This is a genomic window from Achromobacter sp. SLBN-14 (genome assembly GCF_006715415.1).
Lineage (GTDB): Bacteria > Pseudomonadota > Gammaproteobacteria > Burkholderiales > Burkholderiaceae_B > Achromobacter > Achromobacter mucicolens.
This window is the reverse complement of record NZ_VFNE01000001.1, coordinates 1,928,426-1,948,486: the sequence shown is the minus strand read 5'-3', so window position 1 is coordinate 1,948,486 and position 20,061 is coordinate 1,928,426. Positions and strand designations below refer to the sequence as shown.

At 67.5% G+C, this 20,061-nt stretch carries 19 protein-coding genes; 9 read left to right on the top strand and 10 right to left on the bottom strand.

Features of this window, described 5'->3' with window-relative positions; genetic code table 11:
• Nucleotides 1-158: 158 nt before the first annotated feature.
• Nucleotides 159-3,641 (top strand): autotransporter outer membrane beta-barrel domain-containing protein, encoded by a 3,483-nt coding sequence (locus FBY20_RS08890; RefSeq protein ID WP_160144396.1) that lies wholly within the window; start codon nucleotides 159-161, stop codon nucleotides 3,639-3,641.
• A 116-nt stretch (nucleotides 3,642-3,757) separates the two neighbouring features.
• Here FBY20_RS08890 and FBY20_RS08885 read toward each other — a convergent pair whose 3' ends face one another.
• Nucleotides 3,758-4,003 (bottom strand): hypothetical protein, encoded by a 246-nt coding sequence (locus FBY20_RS08885; protein ID WP_056327580.1) that lies wholly within the window; start codon nucleotides 4,001-4,003, stop codon nucleotides 3,758-3,760.
• A gap of 228 nt (nucleotides 4,004-4,231) precedes the next feature.
• Between FBY20_RS08885 and FBY20_RS08880 the strand changes: the two genes are divergently transcribed.
• The 6 genes from FBY20_RS08880 (at nucleotide 4,232) to FBY20_RS08855 (ending at nucleotide 10,174) form a co-directional block, all read left to right on the top strand.
• Nucleotides 4,232-5,356: a cupin domain-containing protein gene (locus FBY20_RS08880; RefSeq protein ID WP_142051536.1), complete on the top strand. Its 1,125-nt coding sequence runs from the start codon at nucleotides 4,232-4,234 to the stop codon at nucleotides 5,354-5,356.
• A 67-nt stretch (nucleotides 5,357-5,423) separates the two neighbouring features.
• Nucleotides 5,424-6,335: a fumarylacetoacetate hydrolase family protein gene (locus tag FBY20_RS08875; protein ID WP_142051533.1), complete on the top strand. Its 912-nt coding sequence runs from the start codon at nucleotides 5,424-5,426 to the stop codon at nucleotides 6,333-6,335.
• Nucleotides 6,336-6,346: 11 nt separating this feature from the next.
• On the top strand, nucleotides 6,347-7,102 hold the full coding sequence (locus tag FBY20_RS08870) for an FCD domain-containing protein (protein ID WP_142051530.1): 756 nt from the start codon (nucleotides 6,347-6,349) through the stop codon (nucleotides 7,100-7,102).
• Between the two features lie 27 nt (nucleotides 7,103-7,129).
• Nucleotides 7,130-8,044, top strand: a complete 915-nt coding sequence (locus tag FBY20_RS08865) for a LysR family transcriptional regulator (RefSeq protein ID WP_142051527.1) — start codon at nucleotides 7,130-7,132, stop codon at nucleotides 8,042-8,044.
• A gap of 138 nt (nucleotides 8,045-8,182) precedes the next feature.
• Nucleotides 8,183-9,175 carry a tripartite tricarboxylate transporter substrate binding protein gene (locus FBY20_RS08860; protein ID WP_056327575.1) on the top strand — a complete coding sequence of 331 codons (993 nt, stop codon included), beginning with the start codon at nucleotides 8,183-8,185 and terminating at the stop codon, nucleotides 9,173-9,175.
• A gap of 54 nt (nucleotides 9,176-9,229) precedes the next feature.
• Entirely contained in the window at nucleotides 9,230-10,174 is a 945-nt protein-coding gene (locus FBY20_RS08855) for a succinylglutamate desuccinylase/aspartoacylase family protein (protein WP_056327574.1), read from the top strand.
• Nucleotides 10,175-10,214: 40 nt separating this feature from the next.
• On the opposite strand, the gene FBY20_RS08850 is transcribed toward FBY20_RS08855, so the two are convergent.
• The 3 genes from FBY20_RS08850 to FBY20_RS08840 all read right to left on the bottom strand — a co-directional run bounded on the left by FBY20_RS08850 (nucleotide 10,215) and on the right by FBY20_RS08840 (nucleotide 13,345).
• Nucleotides 10,215-10,736, bottom strand: coding sequence for a lipocalin family protein (locus FBY20_RS08850; protein WP_056327573.1), 522 nt, complete (start codon nucleotides 10,734-10,736; stop codon nucleotides 10,215-10,217).
• 84 nt (nucleotides 10,737-10,820) lie between these two features.
• A complete protein-coding gene (gshA, locus tag FBY20_RS08845) occupies nucleotides 10,821-12,392 on the bottom strand; it encodes a glutamate--cysteine ligase (RefSeq protein WP_142051524.1) in 1,572 nt (523 codons plus the stop codon).
• A 32-nt stretch (nucleotides 12,393-12,424) separates the two neighbouring features.
• Nucleotides 12,425-13,345: an alpha/beta hydrolase gene (locus FBY20_RS08840; protein WP_142051521.1), complete on the bottom strand. Its 921-nt coding sequence runs from the start codon at nucleotides 13,343-13,345 to the stop codon at nucleotides 12,425-12,427.
• A 45-nt stretch (nucleotides 13,346-13,390) separates the two neighbouring features.
• Here FBY20_RS08840 and FBY20_RS08835 point away from each other — a divergent pair, with 45 nt between their 5' ends.
• Nucleotides 13,391-13,930, top strand: a complete 540-nt coding sequence (locus tag FBY20_RS08835) for a hypothetical protein (RefSeq protein ID WP_056327571.1) — start codon at nucleotides 13,391-13,393, stop codon at nucleotides 13,928-13,930.
• On the opposite strand, the gene FBY20_RS08830 is transcribed toward FBY20_RS08835, so the two are convergent.
• Nucleotides 13,920-14,123, bottom strand: a complete 204-nt coding sequence (locus tag FBY20_RS08830) for a helix-turn-helix domain-containing protein (RefSeq protein ID WP_056327570.1) — start codon at nucleotides 14,121-14,123, stop codon at nucleotides 13,920-13,922. The two genes, FBY20_RS08835 and FBY20_RS08830, sit on opposite strands and share 11 nt — an antisense overlap.
• A 207-nt stretch (nucleotides 14,124-14,330) precedes the next feature.
• Here FBY20_RS08830 and FBY20_RS08825 point away from each other — a divergent pair, with 207 nt between their 5' ends.
• Nucleotides 14,331-15,227, top strand: a complete 897-nt coding sequence (locus FBY20_RS08825; RefSeq protein ID WP_056327569.1) for an AEC family transporter — start codon at nucleotides 14,331-14,333, stop codon at nucleotides 15,225-15,227.
• 43 nt (nucleotides 15,228-15,270) lie between these two features.
• On the opposite strand, the gene FBY20_RS08820 is transcribed toward FBY20_RS08825, so the two are convergent.
• The 5 genes from FBY20_RS08820 to FBY20_RS08800 all read right to left on the bottom strand — a co-directional run bounded on the left by FBY20_RS08820 (nucleotide 15,271) and on the right by FBY20_RS08800 (nucleotide 19,946).
• Entirely contained in the window at nucleotides 15,271-16,278 is a 1,008-nt protein-coding gene (locus FBY20_RS08820) for an Ldh family oxidoreductase (RefSeq protein WP_062840256.1), read from the bottom strand.
• A 34-nt stretch (nucleotides 16,279-16,312) separates the two neighbouring features.
• Complete coding sequence (locus tag FBY20_RS08815; RefSeq protein ID WP_142051518.1) at nucleotides 16,313-17,248, bottom strand: hydroxyacid dehydrogenase; 936 nt, start codon at nucleotides 17,246-17,248, stop codon at nucleotides 16,313-16,315.
• A gap of 38 nt (nucleotides 17,249-17,286) precedes the next feature.
• Nucleotides 17,287-18,300 (bottom strand): tripartite tricarboxylate transporter substrate binding protein, encoded by a 1,014-nt coding sequence (locus FBY20_RS08810; RefSeq protein ID WP_056327566.1) that lies wholly within the window; start codon nucleotides 18,298-18,300, stop codon nucleotides 17,287-17,289.
• A gap of 160 nt (nucleotides 18,301-18,460) precedes the next feature.
• Nucleotides 18,461-19,636: a UxaA family hydrolase gene (locus tag FBY20_RS08805; protein ID WP_056327565.1), complete on the bottom strand. Its 1,176-nt coding sequence runs from the start codon at nucleotides 19,634-19,636 to the stop codon at nucleotides 18,461-18,463.
• 28 nt (nucleotides 19,637-19,664) lie between these two features.
• Entirely contained in the window at nucleotides 19,665-19,946 is a 282-nt protein-coding gene (locus FBY20_RS08800; protein WP_056327564.1) for a UxaA family hydrolase, read from the bottom strand.
• Between the last annotated feature and the right edge of the window lie 115 nt (nucleotides 19,947-20,061).

The following is a 20,061-nucleotide window of genomic DNA, read 5'->3' as shown; positions in this document are numbered from 1 at the left end:
TTATTCCGCGCGTAGCCGGCAAGCCCGGTCTTCCACGTTCTTGAAACCTCAAGCAGATGATTTCGCCTGGCGCGGCTACGCGCCGGGTGTAATCGAACTCGTGAAGCCGCGCGTGAATCCACATCCAGGATGAACCAATGATGCACACGGATTCTTGCTTGGCGTTGCGACGTGCGGATTCGATCTCGAATCGAATCGACAAGGCGCGCGGCATGGCGCTCAAGCTCTGTTTTGGCCTGTCTTTGATCTCTCTGGGCCTGTCCCATCCCACTGCACACGCCTTGATCATCGGTGAGGCGGGGACGGGCGGCGTGGGCGGGGCTGCCAATGGCGGCAGGGGCGGGGACGGCGGGGATGGCGTTACCGCCCTGGACATCACAACGTCCTACACGACTTATGACGACATCGAAGGGGCGCCCGGCGGCGGAGGTGGCGGCGGCGGGGGCGGTGGACGCGGCGGCGTCGTGGGCGGCGCGGGAGGCACGGGTGGCAATGGCGGGCACGGCATCGTGATCTCGGGCGACGGCGTGGTCTTGCATAACGACGGCTACTCGATCAGCGGCGGCAAGGGCGGCGGCGGCGGGGGCGGCGGCGGGGGCGCGTTTCATGTGACCGTGTCCAGTAATGGCGGCCGCGGCGGTGACGGAAGTGGGGGCGCGGGCGGCGGCGCGGGCGGCGGGGGCGGCGGCGGCGCGGACCTCACCTTTGGCGGCGTGATCGGGGCGGGTTTTGGGGGCGATGGCGGCCACGGGGGATTCAATGGTTCGCCCGGCGGCGGCAACTTGCAGAGCCCGGGGGCCAGCAAATTTGCAGGGGGCGGCGGCGGGGGCGGCGGCACATACACCCATGGAGGCACGCCGGGCCAGGCATTACGCGAAAGCGAGGTTTCGGGCGTGGGCGGCGTGGGTGGCATTGCTGGCGGAGAGCCCGGGGTGGACGGCGGCATCGCCAACCCTGAAGCGGCCGAAGCGCTGGCGCTGGGGCTGAGTCGGGATGAAATAGATGCCGTCCTGGACGGCTACGGCGGTGGCGGCGGTGGTGGCGGCGCGGCCGGCGGATCGGGCGGCAACGGCGGGCCTGGCAGCTACAACGAGGGCGGCCCGGCGGGCGGCGCCGGCGGCAGGAGCGGTCACGGCGTCTACGTCACGGGCGCCAACTCCGTGATCATCAATACGGGAACGATATCGCACGGGCCGGAGAACCAGGACACCGCCATCAAATATGCCGCGACCGCCCGCGATTCCACGCTGGTGATCAAAGGGCAGGGCGGCTGGGACAACCCGGACAGCCAGATCATTGGCCTGGTCGATGCCACGGAATCCGGCGGCAAGAATACGCTTGTCCTGGATGGCGGCTGGAACTCCCGTCTGGATGTCGAGAGCAACGCCTTTGATGTCCGTCTGATCGGAAACAGCGCGACCGGGTCGGCGCAGTATCTGGGCTTCAATGCCTTCGAGAAAACCTCTGCCGGGACGTGGAAGCTGACAGACTGGACCGACCCGGCGGTTCAGACGTCCTGGACCCTCTCGGGCGGGTGGCTCGCGATCGATCACGATAAAAGCCTTGGCAACCCGCAAGGCCTGCTCACCTTCAACGGCGGCGGGCTGCAAATCGATAGCCACATGCAGATGTATCGCGACGTGCATTTCGCGGGAGACGGCGCGATCCACACGGCAGGCCCCGATCTGCCTGCCGGGTTGCAGCCGGACCTGCATATGAGGGGGAATATCACGGGCTCGGGCACGCTCACCAAGACGGGCGCTGGCACCCTGTTCATCAGCGAAGACAACCATGCATTTTCCGGTCCCGTCGTGATCGAAGAGGGCGTGCTGCACCTTGGCATTGGGGGGCTCTACGACGGCGGATCCCTGGGCGCGAGCGCGATCGAGAACAACGCCATCCTGGCGATATCTCAACGCGACGGTTGGTTCTCCAATGCCATATCGGGCACCGGTGAGCTGCATCAATTGGGCGGCACCACCACACTGACCGGACCGCTCTCCTATACCGGCATGACGCGGGTGGACAATGGCACGCTGGTCATCAATGGCACGTCGCTGGGCCAGGCCGATCATGCGGTGGCCCGGGTCGTGGGGTCGGGCGGCGCCGATCTGCATCTGACCCACGGCGCCACGCTGGATGGCTGGGTGGATGGACCGAATCTTTCCATCGACGCGACCAGCAAATGGAACGTCCTGACGGATGATTCCAACTCCGCTTCCAACCCCTCGCAAGCCAACAACCTCAGCACCGTCAACGAGCTTCGGCTTGAAGGCAGCGTCGCGTTTGCGCCGCCCGCGGACGGGACCAACGCGTCGATCGGACGAACGTTCACCGCCAACAACCTGGTGGGCAGCGGCGGCGAAGTGAAGTTGCACATGATCCCGACCTCGGCCGGCACCGTGGATTACCTGACCTTGAATGCAGGGGCGACGGGGCTGACGAACCTGACGCTCAACACCGACAGCGGCTTCGGGGATCCCTATGCCGGCAACGGCTTTCTGGTCGTCAAGGCCGGCGCCAGCACGGACAATGCGTTCCAGCAAACGCCCGGACAAGCCCCGCGGGCCGGCGCGTTTCACTATGTGCTGACGCATGGCGCGCAGGATGGCTCGCCTGACCTTGCCAACAACTGGTACTTGATCAGCGAGGTCCGCCCCGAGGTCTCGCTTTATTCGCAGCTGGGCGGCCAAGCCCTAAGGCAGTCTGAGTTGGCGGTGGGCACCTTCAATGAGCGCATGGGCGCGACCGAAACGCTGGCCCGTAAGGTCTACCCCTACGTCTGGGCCAGAACGCTGGGGGGCTGGGAAGACCGCGATGGCGCTTCGCGCGGCATCCTGCAGTCGCAAGTCGGAAGCCGCACGACGCTGGGTGGCCTGCAGGTGGGCACGGACCTGTTCGTGACCAGCAAGGGCATCCGCCGCGACAGCCTGGGCGTGTTCGGCACCGCATTGGTTTCCCGCTCCGACGTGGATCACTATCAGGCCTCCACGCGATCGACGATCCATGCCGGCCGCAGCGATCAGACGATGTATGGCCTGGGCGCGTATTACACGATGATGGACGGCAAGGGCGGGTATGTGGACTTCGTCACGCAGATCAGCCGCTATGGCGTAAAGACCGAATCGAACGGTAGGGAAGGCATGTCCATGCAGACGTCGGGATGGGGCGCGGCGCTTTCCGCGGAAGCCGGCAAGGCGTTCGACATTGGCGATGCGTCCAGCGGGCTTCGACTCGAACCGCAGGCGCAGGTGATGGTTCAGCATGTCAAGTTGCGCGACGGCGATGACGACATTGGCCAAGTGGCGCTGCCGGCATCGCATGCGCTGCATTCGCGCGTGAGTCTGAAGCTGTCAAAAGCCTGGGGCGAACAGGATGACGTGCGGAACCACGGTTGGCTGATGCTGAGTTACCGGCACACGCTGGGGGAGTCGTCCAGCGAATACCAGACGCTGACGCAAGGCGACATTGCTTTTGACAACAAACTGGACGGATCGCGTGTGGGACTGTCGGCAGGCTATGACCGGCGGGCCGGCAAGAACACCTTCGTCAATGTGCAGTTGAACGCCGAGCAGGGATTGGGCGGCGCGTCGGGCATGCGCGCGGTGGGGGGCTCGTTGGGGATCAAGTATCTGTTCTAGCGCACGCAGATCAGGATACAGCGGATGACCGATCCCACGGAAGGTGCGCTGGCAAGGCGCGCCATGCCATTGAATCGCCCGCCCCGCGTGCATGCGGGGCGGGCGATTTGCGTTGGCTAGTCGTCCAGTGAAGGCACGGTGCCGATCTGCATCAGGATGCGCGGCGATTCCATGTCGCCGGTTTCCTTGTCGATCATCACTTCGTAGGCGGCAACGCCTGCAAATTTGGAAGCCATGGAATTCGCGATGCGGATGGCTCCGAATTCGCTGCTGGCCGGACGGATTTCCCCGGGGGCGACGCCATTGGCGGCGGCGCGATAGGGAACGACGATGTACTGAACGAGATGAGCAGCTTCTGACACAGGAATTCTCCCCTGGACGACAGTTTTTCGGGCGAGCGAAATGTATCACGTCGCACTGTGTTTTTGTACAGTATTTTTGCGCAGGTCGTCCAGATATTTTCGCGGCGTGGCGTTGAACGCCTTTACGGCATTGCAGGAAAACCCCTAGCGCTTGCCCATTGCCCACCCTTCGTGGCGCGCTTAGTATTTTCGAAAATCCTCGGCGTTTTATAAAACCAGGGGCACGACATGGAAGCGAACCGCTACGACGCTTACCGCGAGGACACCGCGGGCCGCGCCAATGTGGCCGACTCGCCGGAGCGGGTGGCCTACTACCAGGAACTGGCGCGGCTTGAGACGGGCGCGTTGTGGACGGTGGCGAACAAGATCGAGCCGTGGGCGCCGCGGTCGGCGTCGGTGCCCGTGGTCTGGCGGTACCGGGACCTGCGCGGTCATGTGTTGCGCTCCGCCGAGCTGGTGTCCCCCGAAGAGGCGGGCCGGCGCGTGATCTACCTGAACAACCCCGGCCGGCAGGACGTTGCCGCGGCGGTGGGCTGGCTGTATTCCGGATTGCAGGTGATGAAGCCGGGCGAGCTGGCCAGTGCGCACGCGCACACGCATTCGGCGCTGCGCTTCATCATGGAAGGGCAAGGCGCGTACACGGTGGTGGACGGCCACAAGATGACGCTGGGCGCGAACGATTTCGTGCTGACGCCCAACGGCACGTGGCACGAGCATGGCGTGGCCGAGGACGGCACGACCTGCATCTGGCAGGACGGCCTGGACATTCCGCTGGTCAATGCGCTGGAAGCCGGGTTCTATGCCGTGCATCCCGACCTTAACCAGACCATCACGCACCCGGTGGACGACACCAGCGGCGCGTGGGGCGGCGTGGCGCTGCGGCCGCAGGTGTCCGGGTGGACCAAGCCCTATTCCCCCCTCTTCAAGTACGAATGGGAGCCTACGTATGAGGCCCTGCGCCGCTATGCGCGCACCGCACCGGGCAGTCCGTACGATGGCATCCTGCTGGAATACGTGAATCCGGCAACGGGCGGCGCGGTCATGCCCACCATCGGCGCCAGCATGCAATTGCTGCGCCCGGGCGAACACACCCAGGCGCACCGGCACACCGGCAGCTTCATTTATCAGGTGGCCAAGGGCAGCGGGTTTTCCGTGATCGACGGCAAGCGTTACGACTGGACCGAGCGCGACATTTTCTGCGTGCCTTCGTGGGCCATTCACGAACACGCGAACCTGTCGTCCAACGATGACGCGTGCCTCTTCTGTTTCAACGACCTGCCCGTCATGCGCGCGCTTGCGCTGTACCGCGAGGAAGCGGTGCAGGACAACGGCGGCCATCAACAACTGATCTAGTTTCTGAACGCACGACGCCGCGCCGCGCCGGCCGGTTCCACCCCCCTTTGACCTTCTGGAGTTCCCGATGCGCCTCGTGACTTTTCGCGCTCATCCCACCGCCGCCGCCCGCCTGGGTGCGCTCGCGGACGGCTATGTGATCGACCTTTTCTTGCTGGGCCAGGAAGGCGGGGTGGACCTGCCCGGCGACATGCTGGAATTCATCGACCTGGGGCCGGTGGCGGTCGCGCAGGCGACGCGCCTGTTGGACACGTTTCGCGGCAACTGGCCGGTGGGCACGGCCCTGCCGCAGGAGAACGTGAAGCTGCTGGCGCCCATCCCGCGTCCGCGCAAGAACATCTTTGGCATCGGGCTGAACTATGTGGAGCACGTGGCCGAATCCAGCCGCACGCTGGACACGTCGGCCGACCTGCCCAAGCAGCCGGTGATCTTTTCCAAGCCGCCCACCACCGTGATCGGGCCGGGCGATGCCATCGAGCACAACGCCAGGATCACGCAGCAACTGGACTGGGAAGTGGAACTGGCCGTCATCATCGGGCGGCGCGCGTCGCGCGTGGCCGAGGCCGACGCGCTGTCCTATGTGTTCGGCTACAGCGTGATGCTGGACATGAGCGCGCGCGATTGCCGCCGGGCAGGGCAGTGGATCTATTCCAAGGGACAGGACACGTACGCGCCGTTCGGCCCGTGCATCGTGACCGCCGACGAAATCCCCGATCCGCAGGTGCTGGACCTGTGGCTGACGGTCAACGGCGAAAAGAAGCAGGGCTCGAACACGCGCCACATGCTGTTCAAGGTGACGTTTTTGATTTCCGATATCAGCGCCGGCATCACGCTGGAGCCGGGCGACATCATCGCCACCGGCACGCCGGAGGGCGTGGGCGCCGGGCGCAAGCCGCAGGAATTCCTGTGGCCGGGCGACGTGGTCGTGGCCTGCGTGGAAGGCATCGGCACGCTGCGCCATCCGGTGGTGGCCGTCTAGGAGCACAACGCTTGAAACCCAGAATCAAGGCCCCGCGCGAGGATGCGGCCGCTGACGGCGGCGCCGGGGTCGAAGACATCACGCTGTCCGAACACATCTACCGGCAGTTGCGCCGCGACATCATGCGCGGCGCGTTTGCGCCGGGCCAGTCGCTGCGGCTGGAACTGCTGCGCCAGCGCTACGGTGGCAGTTTTTCGCCGATCCGCGAGGCGCTGAACCGGTTGCGCAGCGAACGCATGGTGCTTACCACCACGTCGCGCGGCTTTCGGATCGCGCCGCTGTCCGTGGAAGAAATGCGCGATGCTTGCGAAACCCGCGTCCTGATCGATTGCGATGCGCTGCGGCGGTCGCTGGCCAACGCCGACGACGCCTGGGAGGCGCGGCTGGTGGGGGCGTTTCATGCGCTGGCGCTGGCGGCCCGCCGGGCGGACGCCGCGCCCGGCCTGGACCCGGATCGCGAGGACGCGCTGGAGGCCCGGCACCAGGAGTTTCATCAGGCACTCATCGGCGCCTGCCGCTCGCCCTGGCTGCTGGACCTGTCCGCGCAGCTATACGCGCAGACGGAACGCTATCGCCGGCCGGCGCGCGCCCAGGCCGTGGCGTATGGCCATGAACGCGACGTCGACGACGAGCACCGCGCGCTGCTCGATGCCGCGGTCGCGCGCGACGCCGGCCGCGCGGCCGCGCTGCTGGCGGCGCACTACCGCGAGACGGCGCAGGTCATCGAGCGCATCCTTGCCCTGCCCGAGGGACAAGCCGCGGCCTAGCGCCGCGATGCCGTAAGCTTGTCGTCCATGGCAGACCTGAAACTCCTGGAAGACCTGATCGCGCTGGCGCAGACCGGCAGCTTCGTGCGCGCCGCGGAACTGCGCCACGTCACGCATCCCGCCTTTGGCCGGCGCATCCGCTCCCTGGAGGCGTGGGCAGGCACCCCGCTGGTGGAGCGCCAGCGCCTGCCGGTGACGCTGACGCCCGAAGGCGAGACGCTGCTGAAAACCGCCACGCAGGTGGTCGAGCAGATGGGACTGGTACGCCATCGCATCCGCAGTTCCGGCGCGGGCGGCGAGGCCGTGCTGCGGATCGCCACGGGGCGCAGCCTGGCGCGCACGCTGGTGGCCGACTGGATTGCGCGGCTGCGGCACCGCGCGCCCCGGGTGCTGACCGACGGCACGCAGGTGGAGCTGTCCACCGGCAAGGCGCAGGACCTGGTGGTCCGGCTGGAGCAGGGCAAGGTGGACCTCCTGTGCTGTTACGAGCACCCCGCGCTGTCCGTGCCGCTCAGCCCCTCGCGCTACCGCTACATGACGCTGGCGACCGACAAGCTGGTGCCGGTCAGCCAGATGGACGCCCGCGGCCGGCCACGCTATCAGCTGCAGGTGGGCGGCGCGCCGGTGCCGCTGATCACCTATACCGGCGGTCTGGCGATGGAGCGCATCGTGGGAGACCGGCTGGAGGCCACGCCGTACGCGCTGACGCCCTTCGTGCGCAGCGATTCGCTGGACGCGGCACATGGCGCGGTCGCCAAGGGCGTGGGCGTGGCGTGGCTGCCCTGGTCCATGGTGGCGGCGGATTGCCGCCGCGGCGCATTGGCCGAGCTGGGCGGGCGTAGCGACGAGATCGCCTTCGAGGTCCGCCTGTACCGCCCGCGCGCCCGGCTGACCGACCTGGCCGAAGCTGCCTGGGAAGCGACGGCCAGCCGCAAGGCCTGATTGGCGGGCACCAAACCGGATTAGCACAACGATGTGCCTCTTCGGCACGGTATGTCCGTGGGCCGCGCTTGAAAATAGCCCCCGAAACTCAAAAGAGGCGGCTCCGCCGTCCACCCACAGCACCCCAGGGAGAAATTCATGAAGTCCATCTTGCATCCGTTGCGCGCAGCGCTAGTCTCGTTGTGCGCCGCCTCGGCCCTTGCCGTGGCACCCGTTGCCAGCGCGGCCGACTATCCGGCCCGCAGCATTTCGCTGATCGTCGGCTATCCCGCAGGCGGCAGCCTGGACCTGACCGCGCGCCTGCTGGGCGAAGAACTGGGCAAGCGCCTGGGCCAGACGGTCGTGGTCGAGAACGTCGGCGGCGCCGGCGGCACGATCGGCGCGCAGCGCGTGGCCCGCGCCGCGCCGGACGGCTACACCATCTTTTTGGGCTCCACCAACGAAATGGTGATCGCCCGCATGATCAACACCGCGGTCAAGTACGACAGCGCCAAGGACTTCACGGCGCTGGGCATCGTGGCCTCGCAGCCGATGCTGCTGGCCGCCAGCAAGAACTCCGGCGTGAAGACCGCCGCCGAATACCTGGAAAAGCTCAAGGGCGCCGCGCCCGGCACGTTCAACTACGGTTCTTCGGGCGTGGGCACGACCCTGCACCTGGCGGGCGAGATGATCAACCAGGCCACCGGCACCCGCGCCGAACACGTGCCTTACCGCGGCGTGTCGCCGCTGGTCACGGACCTGATGAGCGGCCAGCTGGATTTCGGCATGCTGGTGCTGTCCTCGGGCCTGCCGCAGGTCCGCAGCGGCAACATCGTCGCGCTGGGCCTGACCGAGAACAAGCGTTCGCCCGCCGCGCCCGAGATCGCGCCGCTGGCCGCCACCAAGGGTTTCGAGTCCGTCGACATCAACCTGTGGTTTGCACTGTACGGCCCGGCGGGCCTGCCCGAGCCGGTGGTGACCAAGCTGCGCGCCGCGCTGGATGAGTCGCTGAAGTCCGACACCTTCCGCGCCAAGATGCAGGACGCGGGCGGCGAAGTCGCCAAGCCGGGCGTGGATCCGGTGGCCTTCCAGGCGGAAGAGACCAAGAAGTACGCCGCGCTGGTCAAGGCCGCCAAGATCGAGGCGCAATAAGGCCGCACGGCACATCACGACATCGAAAGACCCTCGCAGCACACGGATATCACCATGCATTTCAAGCTTCCCGTTCCCGACATCGCCGCCGAGCGCGCAGGCAATACCGACACGCCCGGCGTGTGGCACTTTGATTCGGGCGTTCCGGGACGGGCGCTCATGGTGAGCGCGCTGGTGCATGGCAACGAGCTGTGCGGCGCCTGGGCGCTAAAGGACCTGCTGGCGTCGGGCCTGCGGCCGCGCCGCGGCAGCCTGACGCTGGCCTTCTGCAATCTGGATGCGTTCGACCGCTTCGACGCGGCGAATCACGATGCCTCGCGATTCGTGCAGGAAGACATGAACCGCGTCTGGAGCGCCGAGCGCCTGGACAATCCCACCACGCCCGACCGCCAGCGCGGCGCGGCGCTGCGTCCATGGGTGCGGCGCGCCGACTGGCTGCTGGATCTGCATTCGATGCACGAGCCGGGAGCGCCGCTGCTGTTGACGGGGGTGTTGCCGCGCAATATCGCGCTGGCCCGCCGCCTGAAGGCGCCGCAGCACGTGATCGTGGATGCCGGCCACAAGGACGGCGTGCGCATGCGCGACTTCGAGCATTTCGGCGATCCGGCCCGGGAAGACGCCTGCGCGCTGCTGATCGAATGCGGCTTTCATGGCGACCTGTCTTCGCGCGAGGTGGCGCGCGACATGGTGGCGCGGATGCTGGTGGAGTCGGGCGTGGCGGATCGGTCCGACCTGCCCGAAGGCTGGCTGCTGCCGGACCCGGCGCAGCAGCGCGTGCTGGAGGTGACGGACGCCGTGGTGGCGCCGTCCATGAACGTGCGTTTTGCGGGTCCCTGGTCGGGACTGGAGACGTTCGAGAAGGCTGGATCGCCCATCGGCTGGGCTGACGAGCAGCCGATTGTCACGCCCTACGACAACTGCACGCTGATCATGCCGTCGCTGCGGCAGTTGAAGCCCGGCGTGACGGTGGTCAGGCTGGCCCGCGATTACGCGGGCTGAGCGGACCGCAGACTTCCGCGGTCCTTAACTTCCAGGTTCTTTACTTCTGCGGCGTGTAGCGCAGCTCGTCGAGCTGGTAGCCTTGCGCCGTGGCGGCGGCCAACGCCTTGTCCAGTTCTTCCTTGGGCAGTTGCGGCGAGCGCGACAGGATCCACAGGTACTTGCGGTCGGGCGTGCCGACGACCGCCCAGCGGTACTCCGGATCCAGGCCGATCACCCAGTAGTCGCCCTTGAACGGCTTGAAGAACGTGACTTCAAGCTTGGCGTTGTTGCTGCCTTCAACCACGGTGGCCGTGCCCGAGGCGGAATCGATATCGCCGTCCTTGGTGCGGCAGCGGTTGTTCACGCCGATCGTGCCGTCCGGATGCGCGGTGTATTCCGCCGTGGTGTCTCCCACGCAATTGCGCTGGAAGAACATGGGGAAGTTGGCGATTTCGTACCACATCCCGACGTAGCGTTTCAGGTCTACGGATTCCACGGTCTGCATGGGGGGCGGCGCGGCGTGGGCAATGCCCGCCACACTGGCCGCCAGGGCCAGCAGGAATGTTGCGGTGCGGCGCATGAAGAAAACCTCCTGATGTGACTGGTAAGGCTGGCGCCGGCCGCCGTATGGCGCGCGGCGCAACCCGAGCCCTAACGATACGCTTTATTTGCGCGGCGCTTTCAGCGCGGCGTGATAGCGCACGACGTAGGTGTCGAAATCTTCAGTGTCCGACTGCTCCAGCCGTAGCTGTTCGGCGGTGGACTGCGCCGCGGCTTGCTCGTAGGCCGCGGCCACGTCGGCCGGCAGCGGTTCGGCGCGCAGGGCATCGGCCTGCTTGCGGCTCAGCGCCAGCGAGTAATCGTGGAACGATAGACCGCTGTCCTTCAGGTCGGCCAGCAGGCGCGCCGACGGCGTCGTGTCCGGCTGGTCGAGCTTGGCGCGTTGCGCGGCCAGCGCATCGGCATAGGCGGTGCCGCCCAGCGCGCTGTCGTACAGCGCGGCGTACGGCGCGATCTGGTCGAGCAGTTCGTGGCCCCATTGCGCAAGGCCGATCGACTGGCCTTCGCGGTCCAGCATGAGGCCGGGCTTGCGGCCTTCCTTGACGACCACCGAGAAGTTGTCAGCGCTGCGCTGACAGTAGCCATTGGCCGGGAAGAAGGGGCTGTCCGAGGCGGTGCAGAACAGGAGAAAGGCGTCGACGAAGCGCGCGGTGGCCGCGTCGATGCCCACCGGCGAATACGGATCGATGTCCAGGCAGCGCACTTCGACGTATTGCACGCCGCGCTCGGCCAGCGCGGTGATGGGGCGCTCGCAGCGGCCGGTGGCGCGCTTGGGACGGATGCTGGAGTAGTACTCGTTTTCGATCTGCAGCACGTTGGTGTTGAGCTGGATCCATTCACCGTTGCGATGCGTGCCGATCTTCTGGTATTCGGGCCAAGGCTGCGTCACGGCGCCGTACAGGCGGCCAAGGAAGGTGTCCAGGTCGTTGTAGCAGAGCTTGAGCTGCGACTGCGCCTTGTTCTGGTAACCCAGGTCGCTCATGCGCAGGCTGGTGGCGTAGGGCAGGTACAGCGTGTGGTCGCCCAGCTTTTCCAGTTGATGGTCCTGACCTTGCAGGAAATCGCTGGCCAGCGCCGGGGCCGAGCCGAACAGGTACATCAGCAGCCACGAATAGCGCGTGAAGTTGCGGATCAGGCCAATATAGCCGCGCGAGCGGCGGTCTTGCGCGGAGCCGGGCTGCGTGTCCAGCACGGACCACAGGTCTTCGGGCAGCGAGAAGTTGTAGTGCACGCCGGCGATGCACTGCATCGTCTTGCCGTAGCGTTCGGCAAGACCGCGGCGGTACACGTGCTTGAGCATGCCGGTGTTGGACGTGCCGTACCAGGCGATGGGGATCTCAGGCTCCGGCGGCAGCGTGGCCGGCATGGACTGGTTCCAGATCAGCTCGTGGTCCAGCACGCCGTAGACGTGGCGGTGCGTATCGGCAAGCTCGGCCAGCAACGCGTCCACGTCCTGGTGCGTGCCCGTGATGAGTTCGAGCAGCGATTCGGAATAATCGGTGGTGACGTGTTCGTTGGTCAGTGCCGAGCCGAGCCCGGCGGGGTGCGGCGTGCGGGCCAGGATGCCCTGTTCGTCCACGCGCAGGCCTTCTTTCTCGATGCCCCGCAGGGCCTGGGTCAGCAGCGAGCGGTTGGCCTCTAGGCGGGCGAGGCGGTTGGCGGCAGTATCGGTCACGGATTGTTCTCGTTGGGGGCTGTCGCCGGATTTTACGGGGTGCTGGCCTCCTGTGCTTCGGGAACCAGTACTGGGGACAGGGACAATGCCTGGGCGGTGCGCGCCAGCCATTCGTCCAGGTCAGCATAGACCGGATCGGCGATGGGGGCGGCTTCGTTGAAGATCTCGTGCCAGGCCGTGTCGTACCAGCGCAGGGTAAGGAGTTCGGCGGGGGCCCGCTGGGCAAATTGGCGGCTGCCTTCGGCCGCCACGATGGCATCGTCGCCGGCCACCATCAGCAGGGTGCGGCAAGGCAGCAGACTGGCCTCGCGCAGGGCTTGCTGGCCGGCTTCGTCGACAAAGCGCGCCAGGCGGCCGGTCATGCGGCGCCGCACCAGGGGATCGGCGCGGTAGGCCTTCACCACGGCCCGGTCGTGCGAGATGCGGGCGGGCGCCAGGCCGTGCGGCACGCGCAGGTCGGGCGCGTGCAGGGACATCCATGTGAGGGTGCGGCGCACCCACAGCGGCACGTTGACGGCAAAGGGCGGCGAACTGAGCACCAGGCCGTCCAGGTCGGCCAGACGGCGCTGCGCGATGCGCACGGCGACCAGGGCGCCCAGGCTGTGGCCCAGCAGGATGGGCGGGCGGCCGCAGCGCTGTGTCCAGGCGCGCAGCCGGTCCACGGCATCGGTGACCAGGTCTTCCTGGTCGCGCAGGGTGGCGGCATGCCCGCCCGAGCGGCCGTGGCCGCGGTGGTCGTGCGCACCCACGTCCCAGCCCCGGGCGGTCAGCCAGCGCGCCAGCCGGTCGTAGCGCCCGGCATGCTCGCTCAAACCGTGCAGCAGGTAGATGCTGGGGCGGGCCCCGGAGTCCTCCAATCCGGCTATCGGGGGCGGCACGTTGGGGGCGGCGGGCCAGGAATAATTGGCGAGCGGGGTGCCGTCGGGCGCGGGGGCCATGGAAATCGGCGACAATTTCTGAATTCCTCGAAATGACTGGACCCTGTGGGTTCTCGGGTAATGACGATTTCATCGCTGTTTCGTTTCATGTTCAAGAAAGCGGGCGTTTTTTTGGCGCTGGCGCTGGCGTTGGCGGCTTGCTCGCCTAGTTACAACTGGCGCGAGATGGATGTGGCCGACGGCCACGTCCGCGCGGCGTTTCCTGCCCGGGTCTCGACCGAAACGCGCGATCTGAAGCTGGACACGCACGCCTTGCAGTTCACGCTGGCCAGCGCGACCGTTGGCGAAGCCGTGTTCGCCGTGGGATCGGCGCCCCTGCCGCCGGAGATCGCGGCCAGCCCCGCGGCCCGGCAGGCGCTGGGCATGGCCCTGATGCGATCGCTGTACACCAACATGCAGGCCCCGCCGCCCTCGGAATGGCCGCCCTACGGCGAGACGATCGAGGTGCGCGGCAAGGCGGTGGGCAAGCCCGGCTGGCTACAGGCCAGGGTGTGGGTGACCGACACCATGCTGATCGAGGCCGTGGCCGCCGGCACCGAGGAAAGCCTGCCCGCCGAGCGTGCGCGCGAATTCCTGCGGTCCGTCGTCATCAAGCCTTGAACTCGAGCAGCCCCAGCCGCAGCGCCGCCACCACGGCAGCGCGCCGGCCCCGCACGCCAAGCCGGTTGCACGCGTTGCGCAGGTGGAAATTCACCGTGCTTTCGCTGACGCCCAATATGCGGGAGGTTTCCCAGCTGGTCTTGCCCGCGGCCGACCATTTCAGGCAGGCGGCCTGCCTGTCGGACAGATGCAAGGCGGCGCTTCGGACCGGACTGCGGTCGGCGCTGCGATCGGCGCAACGCGATGAGTGGGCAAGACTGCGCATCGGTGTGGCGGACATGGCGGCGAGGACGGGATGGCCCTTTTGTGAACAATGCGCCCATGCTGCTGCGACCGCCCCAGCGGGGGCAAGCAATGATGCCGTGACGCATCAATCTTTTTATCTCTGACGGAATAGTCCATGTTGGCCATCGCGCAGTTCTACCTGTCAGCCATTGTGCTGATGCTGCCCCTGCTTTCCTGCGTGGGAATCGGGCTTTTCTGGGGCAAGCGCGATCTCCCCTTCGGCGGCAACTTCATCACCACGCTGGTGACGTCCGTCACCACGCCCGCGCTGGTGTTTCATACCTTCGTCACCACCCATCTGGACGACCGGGCGCTGGCCGACGTGGCCGCCGCAACGCTGATCGCCCTGCTGCTGTGCGCGCTGATCAGCGCGGCGCTGCTCAAGGCCTGGAAGCTGCCCGTGCTGAGCCTGCTGCCCACGGCGTTCTTGCCCAATGCCGGCAACCTGGGGCTGCCCATTTCGCAACTGGCCTTCGGCGATGCGGGGCTGTCGGTGGCGGTGGCGTTCTTTGCCGTGAATTCCTTTGTGATGCACACGATCGCGGTGCGCATGCTGCCCGGCGTGAACACCAAGGGAAGCTGGAAGAGTCCGATCCTGCTGGCCTCCGTGGTGGCGGTGGCGCTGCGCCTGCTGAACATTCCGGTGCCCGCGTGGATCATCGAGACGGCGCGCATGCTAGGCGCGGTGACCGTGCCGCTGATGCTGTTGAGCCTGGGCCATGCGCTGGCGCTCATTCCGTCGAACGGCGTGCGCGACGGCGCCAAGGTTGCCGCGATCCGGCTGGTGGTGGGGCTGGCGACGGGGGGGGCGGTGGTGTGGGCGCTGAACCTGGAGCCGGTGCTGGCCGGGGCGCTGACGCTGCAGATGGCCATGCCGTGCGCGGTGGTCAGCTACATGTACGCGCGGCGCTACACGCCGCTGGGCGACACCGCGGCGGGCGCCGTGCTGGTGTCCACCGTGGTGTTTCTGCTGCTGGCGCCGCTGATGTTGTGGTTCACCCACGGGCACTAAGCGCGGGCATTAAGCACCGGCACCAGGGCGCCCCGGCGACGGGTCAGCCCGCGCCGGCCAGCGTGCGCAATTGCGTCATCAGCGCATCGGGCAAATCCAGTCCGTGCTTGACGGCCTCGTCGCGCAGCTTGCGGCGGCGCTCGCCCGGCAGGCGCACATCCTCGTCTTCGAGCATCGCGTCGACCAGCGTCTCCACGCGCTCCAGGTACACGTCGTTGCCCGCCAGTGCATTGGGGTCGATCGCCATGAACGCCTGTCCCAGCCGCGCCGGGCCGCCTTCGTCCACGAAGAACGACTCGTTCTCGTAGCCGAAGCGCGCGCCGGTCAAAGCGCAGGCCATGAGTTCCACGATGAGGGCCAGCATCGCGCCCTTGACGCCGCCCGCTGGCAGCATGCTGCCGGCCAGGCCCGCCTTCGGATCGGTGGTCGGCTGGCCGTCCGCGTCCAGCGCCCAGCCCAGCGGGATCGGCTGGTTGTCGCGCGCCGCGATCATGAGCTTGCCGCGCGCCACCTGCGACAGCGACAGGTCGATGACCAGCCGCGCGCCGCCACGGCGCGGGAAGATCGCCGCGATGGGGTTGGTGCCGAACAGCGGGCGCTTGCCGCCCCATGCGGGCATGGCGGCGGGCGAATTGCTGAGCGCCAGCCCCACCATGCCGGCGTCGGCCAGGGCTTCCAGGTGGTAAGCGGCCTCGCCGAAATGATGGCTGTTGGCCACGCCGACGAACGCCACGCCATGTTCGCGGGCGCGCACGGTGGCCTGCTCGACCGCCATGCCGCAGGCGGGGAAGGCCAGGCCCGAGCCGGCATCGATCAGCGCCGCCCCGCCGCGTTCGTTCAGGATGCGCGGCACGGCCGAGCCGATGGCGCGGCCGGTGCGCAGGTGGCCGGCGTAGAACGGCACGCGCGACAGGCCGTGGGAGCTGAGCCCCTGGCTTTCCGCGAAGACCAGCGCGCGGGCGGTGCTGTCCGCCATGACCGGGTTGGCGCCGGCGGCGGCAAGACCCGCCGCGGCCAGGTGTTGAAGTTCGTCCAGATAGATGTGAGCCATATCCTTCCTGTCGTGTGAGGCGCGCCGCGCCTCGTCAGCGTGCGCGGGCGTCAAGCGCCATTGTCACACCGGCGGCCACCATGTCGGAAACGCGCGTGTTGGCCTCTTGCGTGAGGCCGGCGATGTGCGGCGTGAGGATCAGGTTCGGCGCGTCGGCCAGCGGGCCGCCCGCGGGCAGGGGTTCCTGCTCGAAGACGTCCAGCGCGGCGCCGCGCAGCCGCCCGGCGCGCAGCGCGGCCGCCAGCGCAGCCTCGTCCACGATGCCGCCGCGCGACGTGTTGATGAGGATGGCGCCGGGGCGCATGCGCGCGATGCGCGCCGCGTCCAGCAGGTGACGGGTCTCGGACGTGAGCGGCACATGCAGCGTCACGACGTCCGCCTGGCCCAGCAGCTCGTCCAGGGCCAGCGGCTCGGCGCCGGCTTCCTGCCACGCGGGATGCGCGGCCGGCAGGGCCGCATCGCTGCCCACGATGCGCATGCCCAGCCCGCGGGCAAGCTGGGCGGCCAGCCGGCCGATGCCCCCGAATCCCACCACGCCCAGCGTGCGGCCGTGCGCCTCCAGCCCCTGCGACAGCGCGGTGCGCGGCCAGGCGCCGGCCGCGACGTCCGCCGTGGACGCATAGGCGCCGCGCAACAGCGACAGCATGGTGCCGATAACGTACTCGGCCACGGCGCGGGCATTGGCGCCCGTGGCCGGAATGACCTTGATGCCGCGCGCCTCGCAGCCCGCGAGGTCAATGTTGTCCAGCCCCACGCCCAGCCTGCCCACCGCCACCAGGCGCGGCGCCGCCGCCAGCAGTTCGGCGTTCACCTGGCTGCGGTTGCGCACGATGAGGGCGTCGGCATCCGCGGCGGCTTCAAGCAGCGCGGCGCGCTGCTCCACCAGCTCGGGGGCGTAGCGCACGTCGAACCGCTGCCGCAAGGCATCGACGGCGGGCGCGTCCATGAACTCCGAAATCAATACTCGCATCTGCCGGACTCCTCTTTGTGGTGGGCAGGGCGGCCGCCTCAGGCGACCTGGATGTTGGCGTCGCGGATGATCTTGGCCCAGCGGTCGACCTCGGACTTCAGGTACGCACCGAACTCCTTGGGGCCGCGCGGCTGGGGCACGAAACCCAATTGCAGCAGGGCCTGCTGCATGGCGGGCTGCGAGACCTGCTTGACGATGGCGTCGCCGATCCGCTGGACCAGTTCGGGCGGGGTGCCAGCGGGCGCGAGCACGCCGGTGAAGTTCTCGACGATCAGGTCCGGCAGGCCGGCTTCGGCCGTGGTGGGCAGATCGGGCAGGTCCTTGCTGCGTTCGCGCGTGGTGATCGCCAGGGCGCGCAGCGACCCGTTCTTCACATGCGCCAGCGACTCGGGATAGTTCGAGAACACCACATCCAGGTGACCGCCGATCAGGTCCGTCAGCGATGGCGCGCCGCCCTTGTAGGGCACGTGCATCAGCGGCACGCCGGTGAGCTTCTGATACAGCGCCAGCGTCAGGTGCGGCGGCGTGCCGTTGCCGCTGGAGCCGGCCGACAGGGCCTTGGCCTTGGCGGCGCGCGCCAGGTCGTCCATGGACTTGATGTTGCTCTTGGCGTTGACGACCACCATGATGGGCGAGGACGCCAGCCCGGCGAGCGGCGTCAGGTCGCGGGTCAGGTCGTAGCCGGCCTTGCCCGCGAACAGCGTGGCGTTGGCCGCGTGCGACAGGGTGATGGCCAGCCACGTGTAGCCATCGGGCGCGGCGTGCGACACATGCGCCGCGCCGATGTTGGCGCTGCCGCCCGGCTTGTTCTCGATCACCACGTTCCAGCGTTCGGCATCCGCCAGCGCCTTGCCCACCTGGCGCGCGGCCACGTCGGTCAGGCCGCCCGGCGGAAAAGGCACCACGTAGTTGATGGGACGCTCGGGCCATGCGCCTTTCTGCGCCAGCGCCCGTTCCCACGGGGCCAGCGCACAGAGGCCGGCGGCGCCCAGGGCGCCCAGCAGGCGACGGCGCTGCGCATCTTGCAGGGGGTAATGCGGTTCGCTACTCATCTGTCTTCCTCCTTGGGGATAACGCCCGGGTAGGAATGCGTACGCCTTTGCTGCCGCGGACTGCGCCCGGGTCTGCAGGTTCTTGTCGTTGATGTTGCGATGATGCCGCGAGGGACGGCCGGCGCGTTCTCCTGGTCGCGCCGGCGCCCGGAAGGCCTTGTCAGGCGCTTTCGAAGATCCGCGTGAGGACGAATTCGCGGTGGCCCAGGGCTTCGGCCGCGGTCCACCGGCCATTGGCGGTGGCCAGCATGCACTCGAGCAGCTTGTCGCCGGCCTGGTTCAGGTCGATCTCGCGCTGCAAGAGGCCGCTGGTGTCCACGTCGATGTGTTCGGACATCGTGCGCACCGTGCGCGGATTGGCGCAGATCTTGATGACCGGCAGAATCGGGTTGCCGATGACGTTGCCCTGGCCGGTGGGGAAGAAGTGCACGGCGTAGCCGGAGGCGGCGCACAGCGTGACCATTTCCGCCGCGGCCGAGGACGAGTCCATGAACCACAAGCCGGGGCCGTCGGGGATCTCGGCCTTGTCGATCACGCCGTCAACGCGGCATTTCTTGCCGATCTTCTGGATGTTGCCCAGCGCCTTTTCCTCGATGGTGGTCAGGCCCCCGGCGATGTTGCCCTTGGTGGGCTGGGATTCGGACAGGTCGCTGGTCTTCCAGCGGTCGATCATGGCCTGGTAGCGGTCGAACATGAACATGAAGCGCTCGCGCACGGCGTCGTTCGCGCAGCGCTCGGCGACGATGTGCTCGCCGCCGGTCAGTTCCGAGGTTTCGCCAAAGACCAGCGTGGAGCCCAGTTCATAGAGCTTGTCGAACGCATTGCCCACCGTGGGATTGGCGCCGCAGCCGGACGTGGTGTCGGATTCGCCGCACTTGGTGGAGACCCACAGATCGGAGATGGGGCATTCGCTGCGCGTGAGCGCGGTGGCGTAATGCACGTATTCCTTGGCGCAGCGGGAGGCGCGCATGATGGTGTCGTGGTCGCCGTGCAGTTCGATGGAAAAGCCCATGACCGGCTTGCCGGTGGCGGCAATGCCGTCGACGACGCGCTTGGTCCAGCCTTCCTCGATGCCGATCACGACCACGGCGGCCACGTTGGGGTTACAGCCGGTGCCGATCAGCGTGCGAAAGTGCAGTTCAAGATCCTCGCCGAATTGCAGCCGGCCGTAAGGATGAGGCAGGGCAAGGGTGCCCTTGATATTGTTGGCAACGGCCTCGGCCGCGGCGTTGGAGATGTCGTCCACGGGCAGGACGATGACGTGGTTGCGCACGCCGACGCGGCCATTGTCGCGGCGGTAGCCTTGGAAGGTGGTCTGGGCAGTGATGATGGACATGGTGGGTTCCTGTGCGATGGACGGGCGCTTACCAGCGCTTGGTCTTGATGTTGTGCACGTGGGCGTGCTGGCCGGCCTTGATGGGCGCCACCACGCGGCCGATGTCGACGCCGTACTTGAAGACGGTGTCCCCCACGGCCATGTCCTTCATCGCGACCTTGTGGCCGATGGGAATGTCCTGCGACGCGCGCACATGGATGATCTTGTCCTCATCCATGATCCAGGCGTTCAGCTCCGTTCCGGCGGTCAGGCCCTCCACCACGGCGACCGCCACCGTGTCCTTCGCATCGTGCAATACGGCGTGAATCATTGTCTTCCTCTCTGGGGTCAGGGCGCCGCCCGGGTGCTGCTTGCGGCGCGGATCACAACGGCCAGGAAATCTTAGGCCCGGCTTTTTTCAAAGTCAACTAAATCATCTATATGAA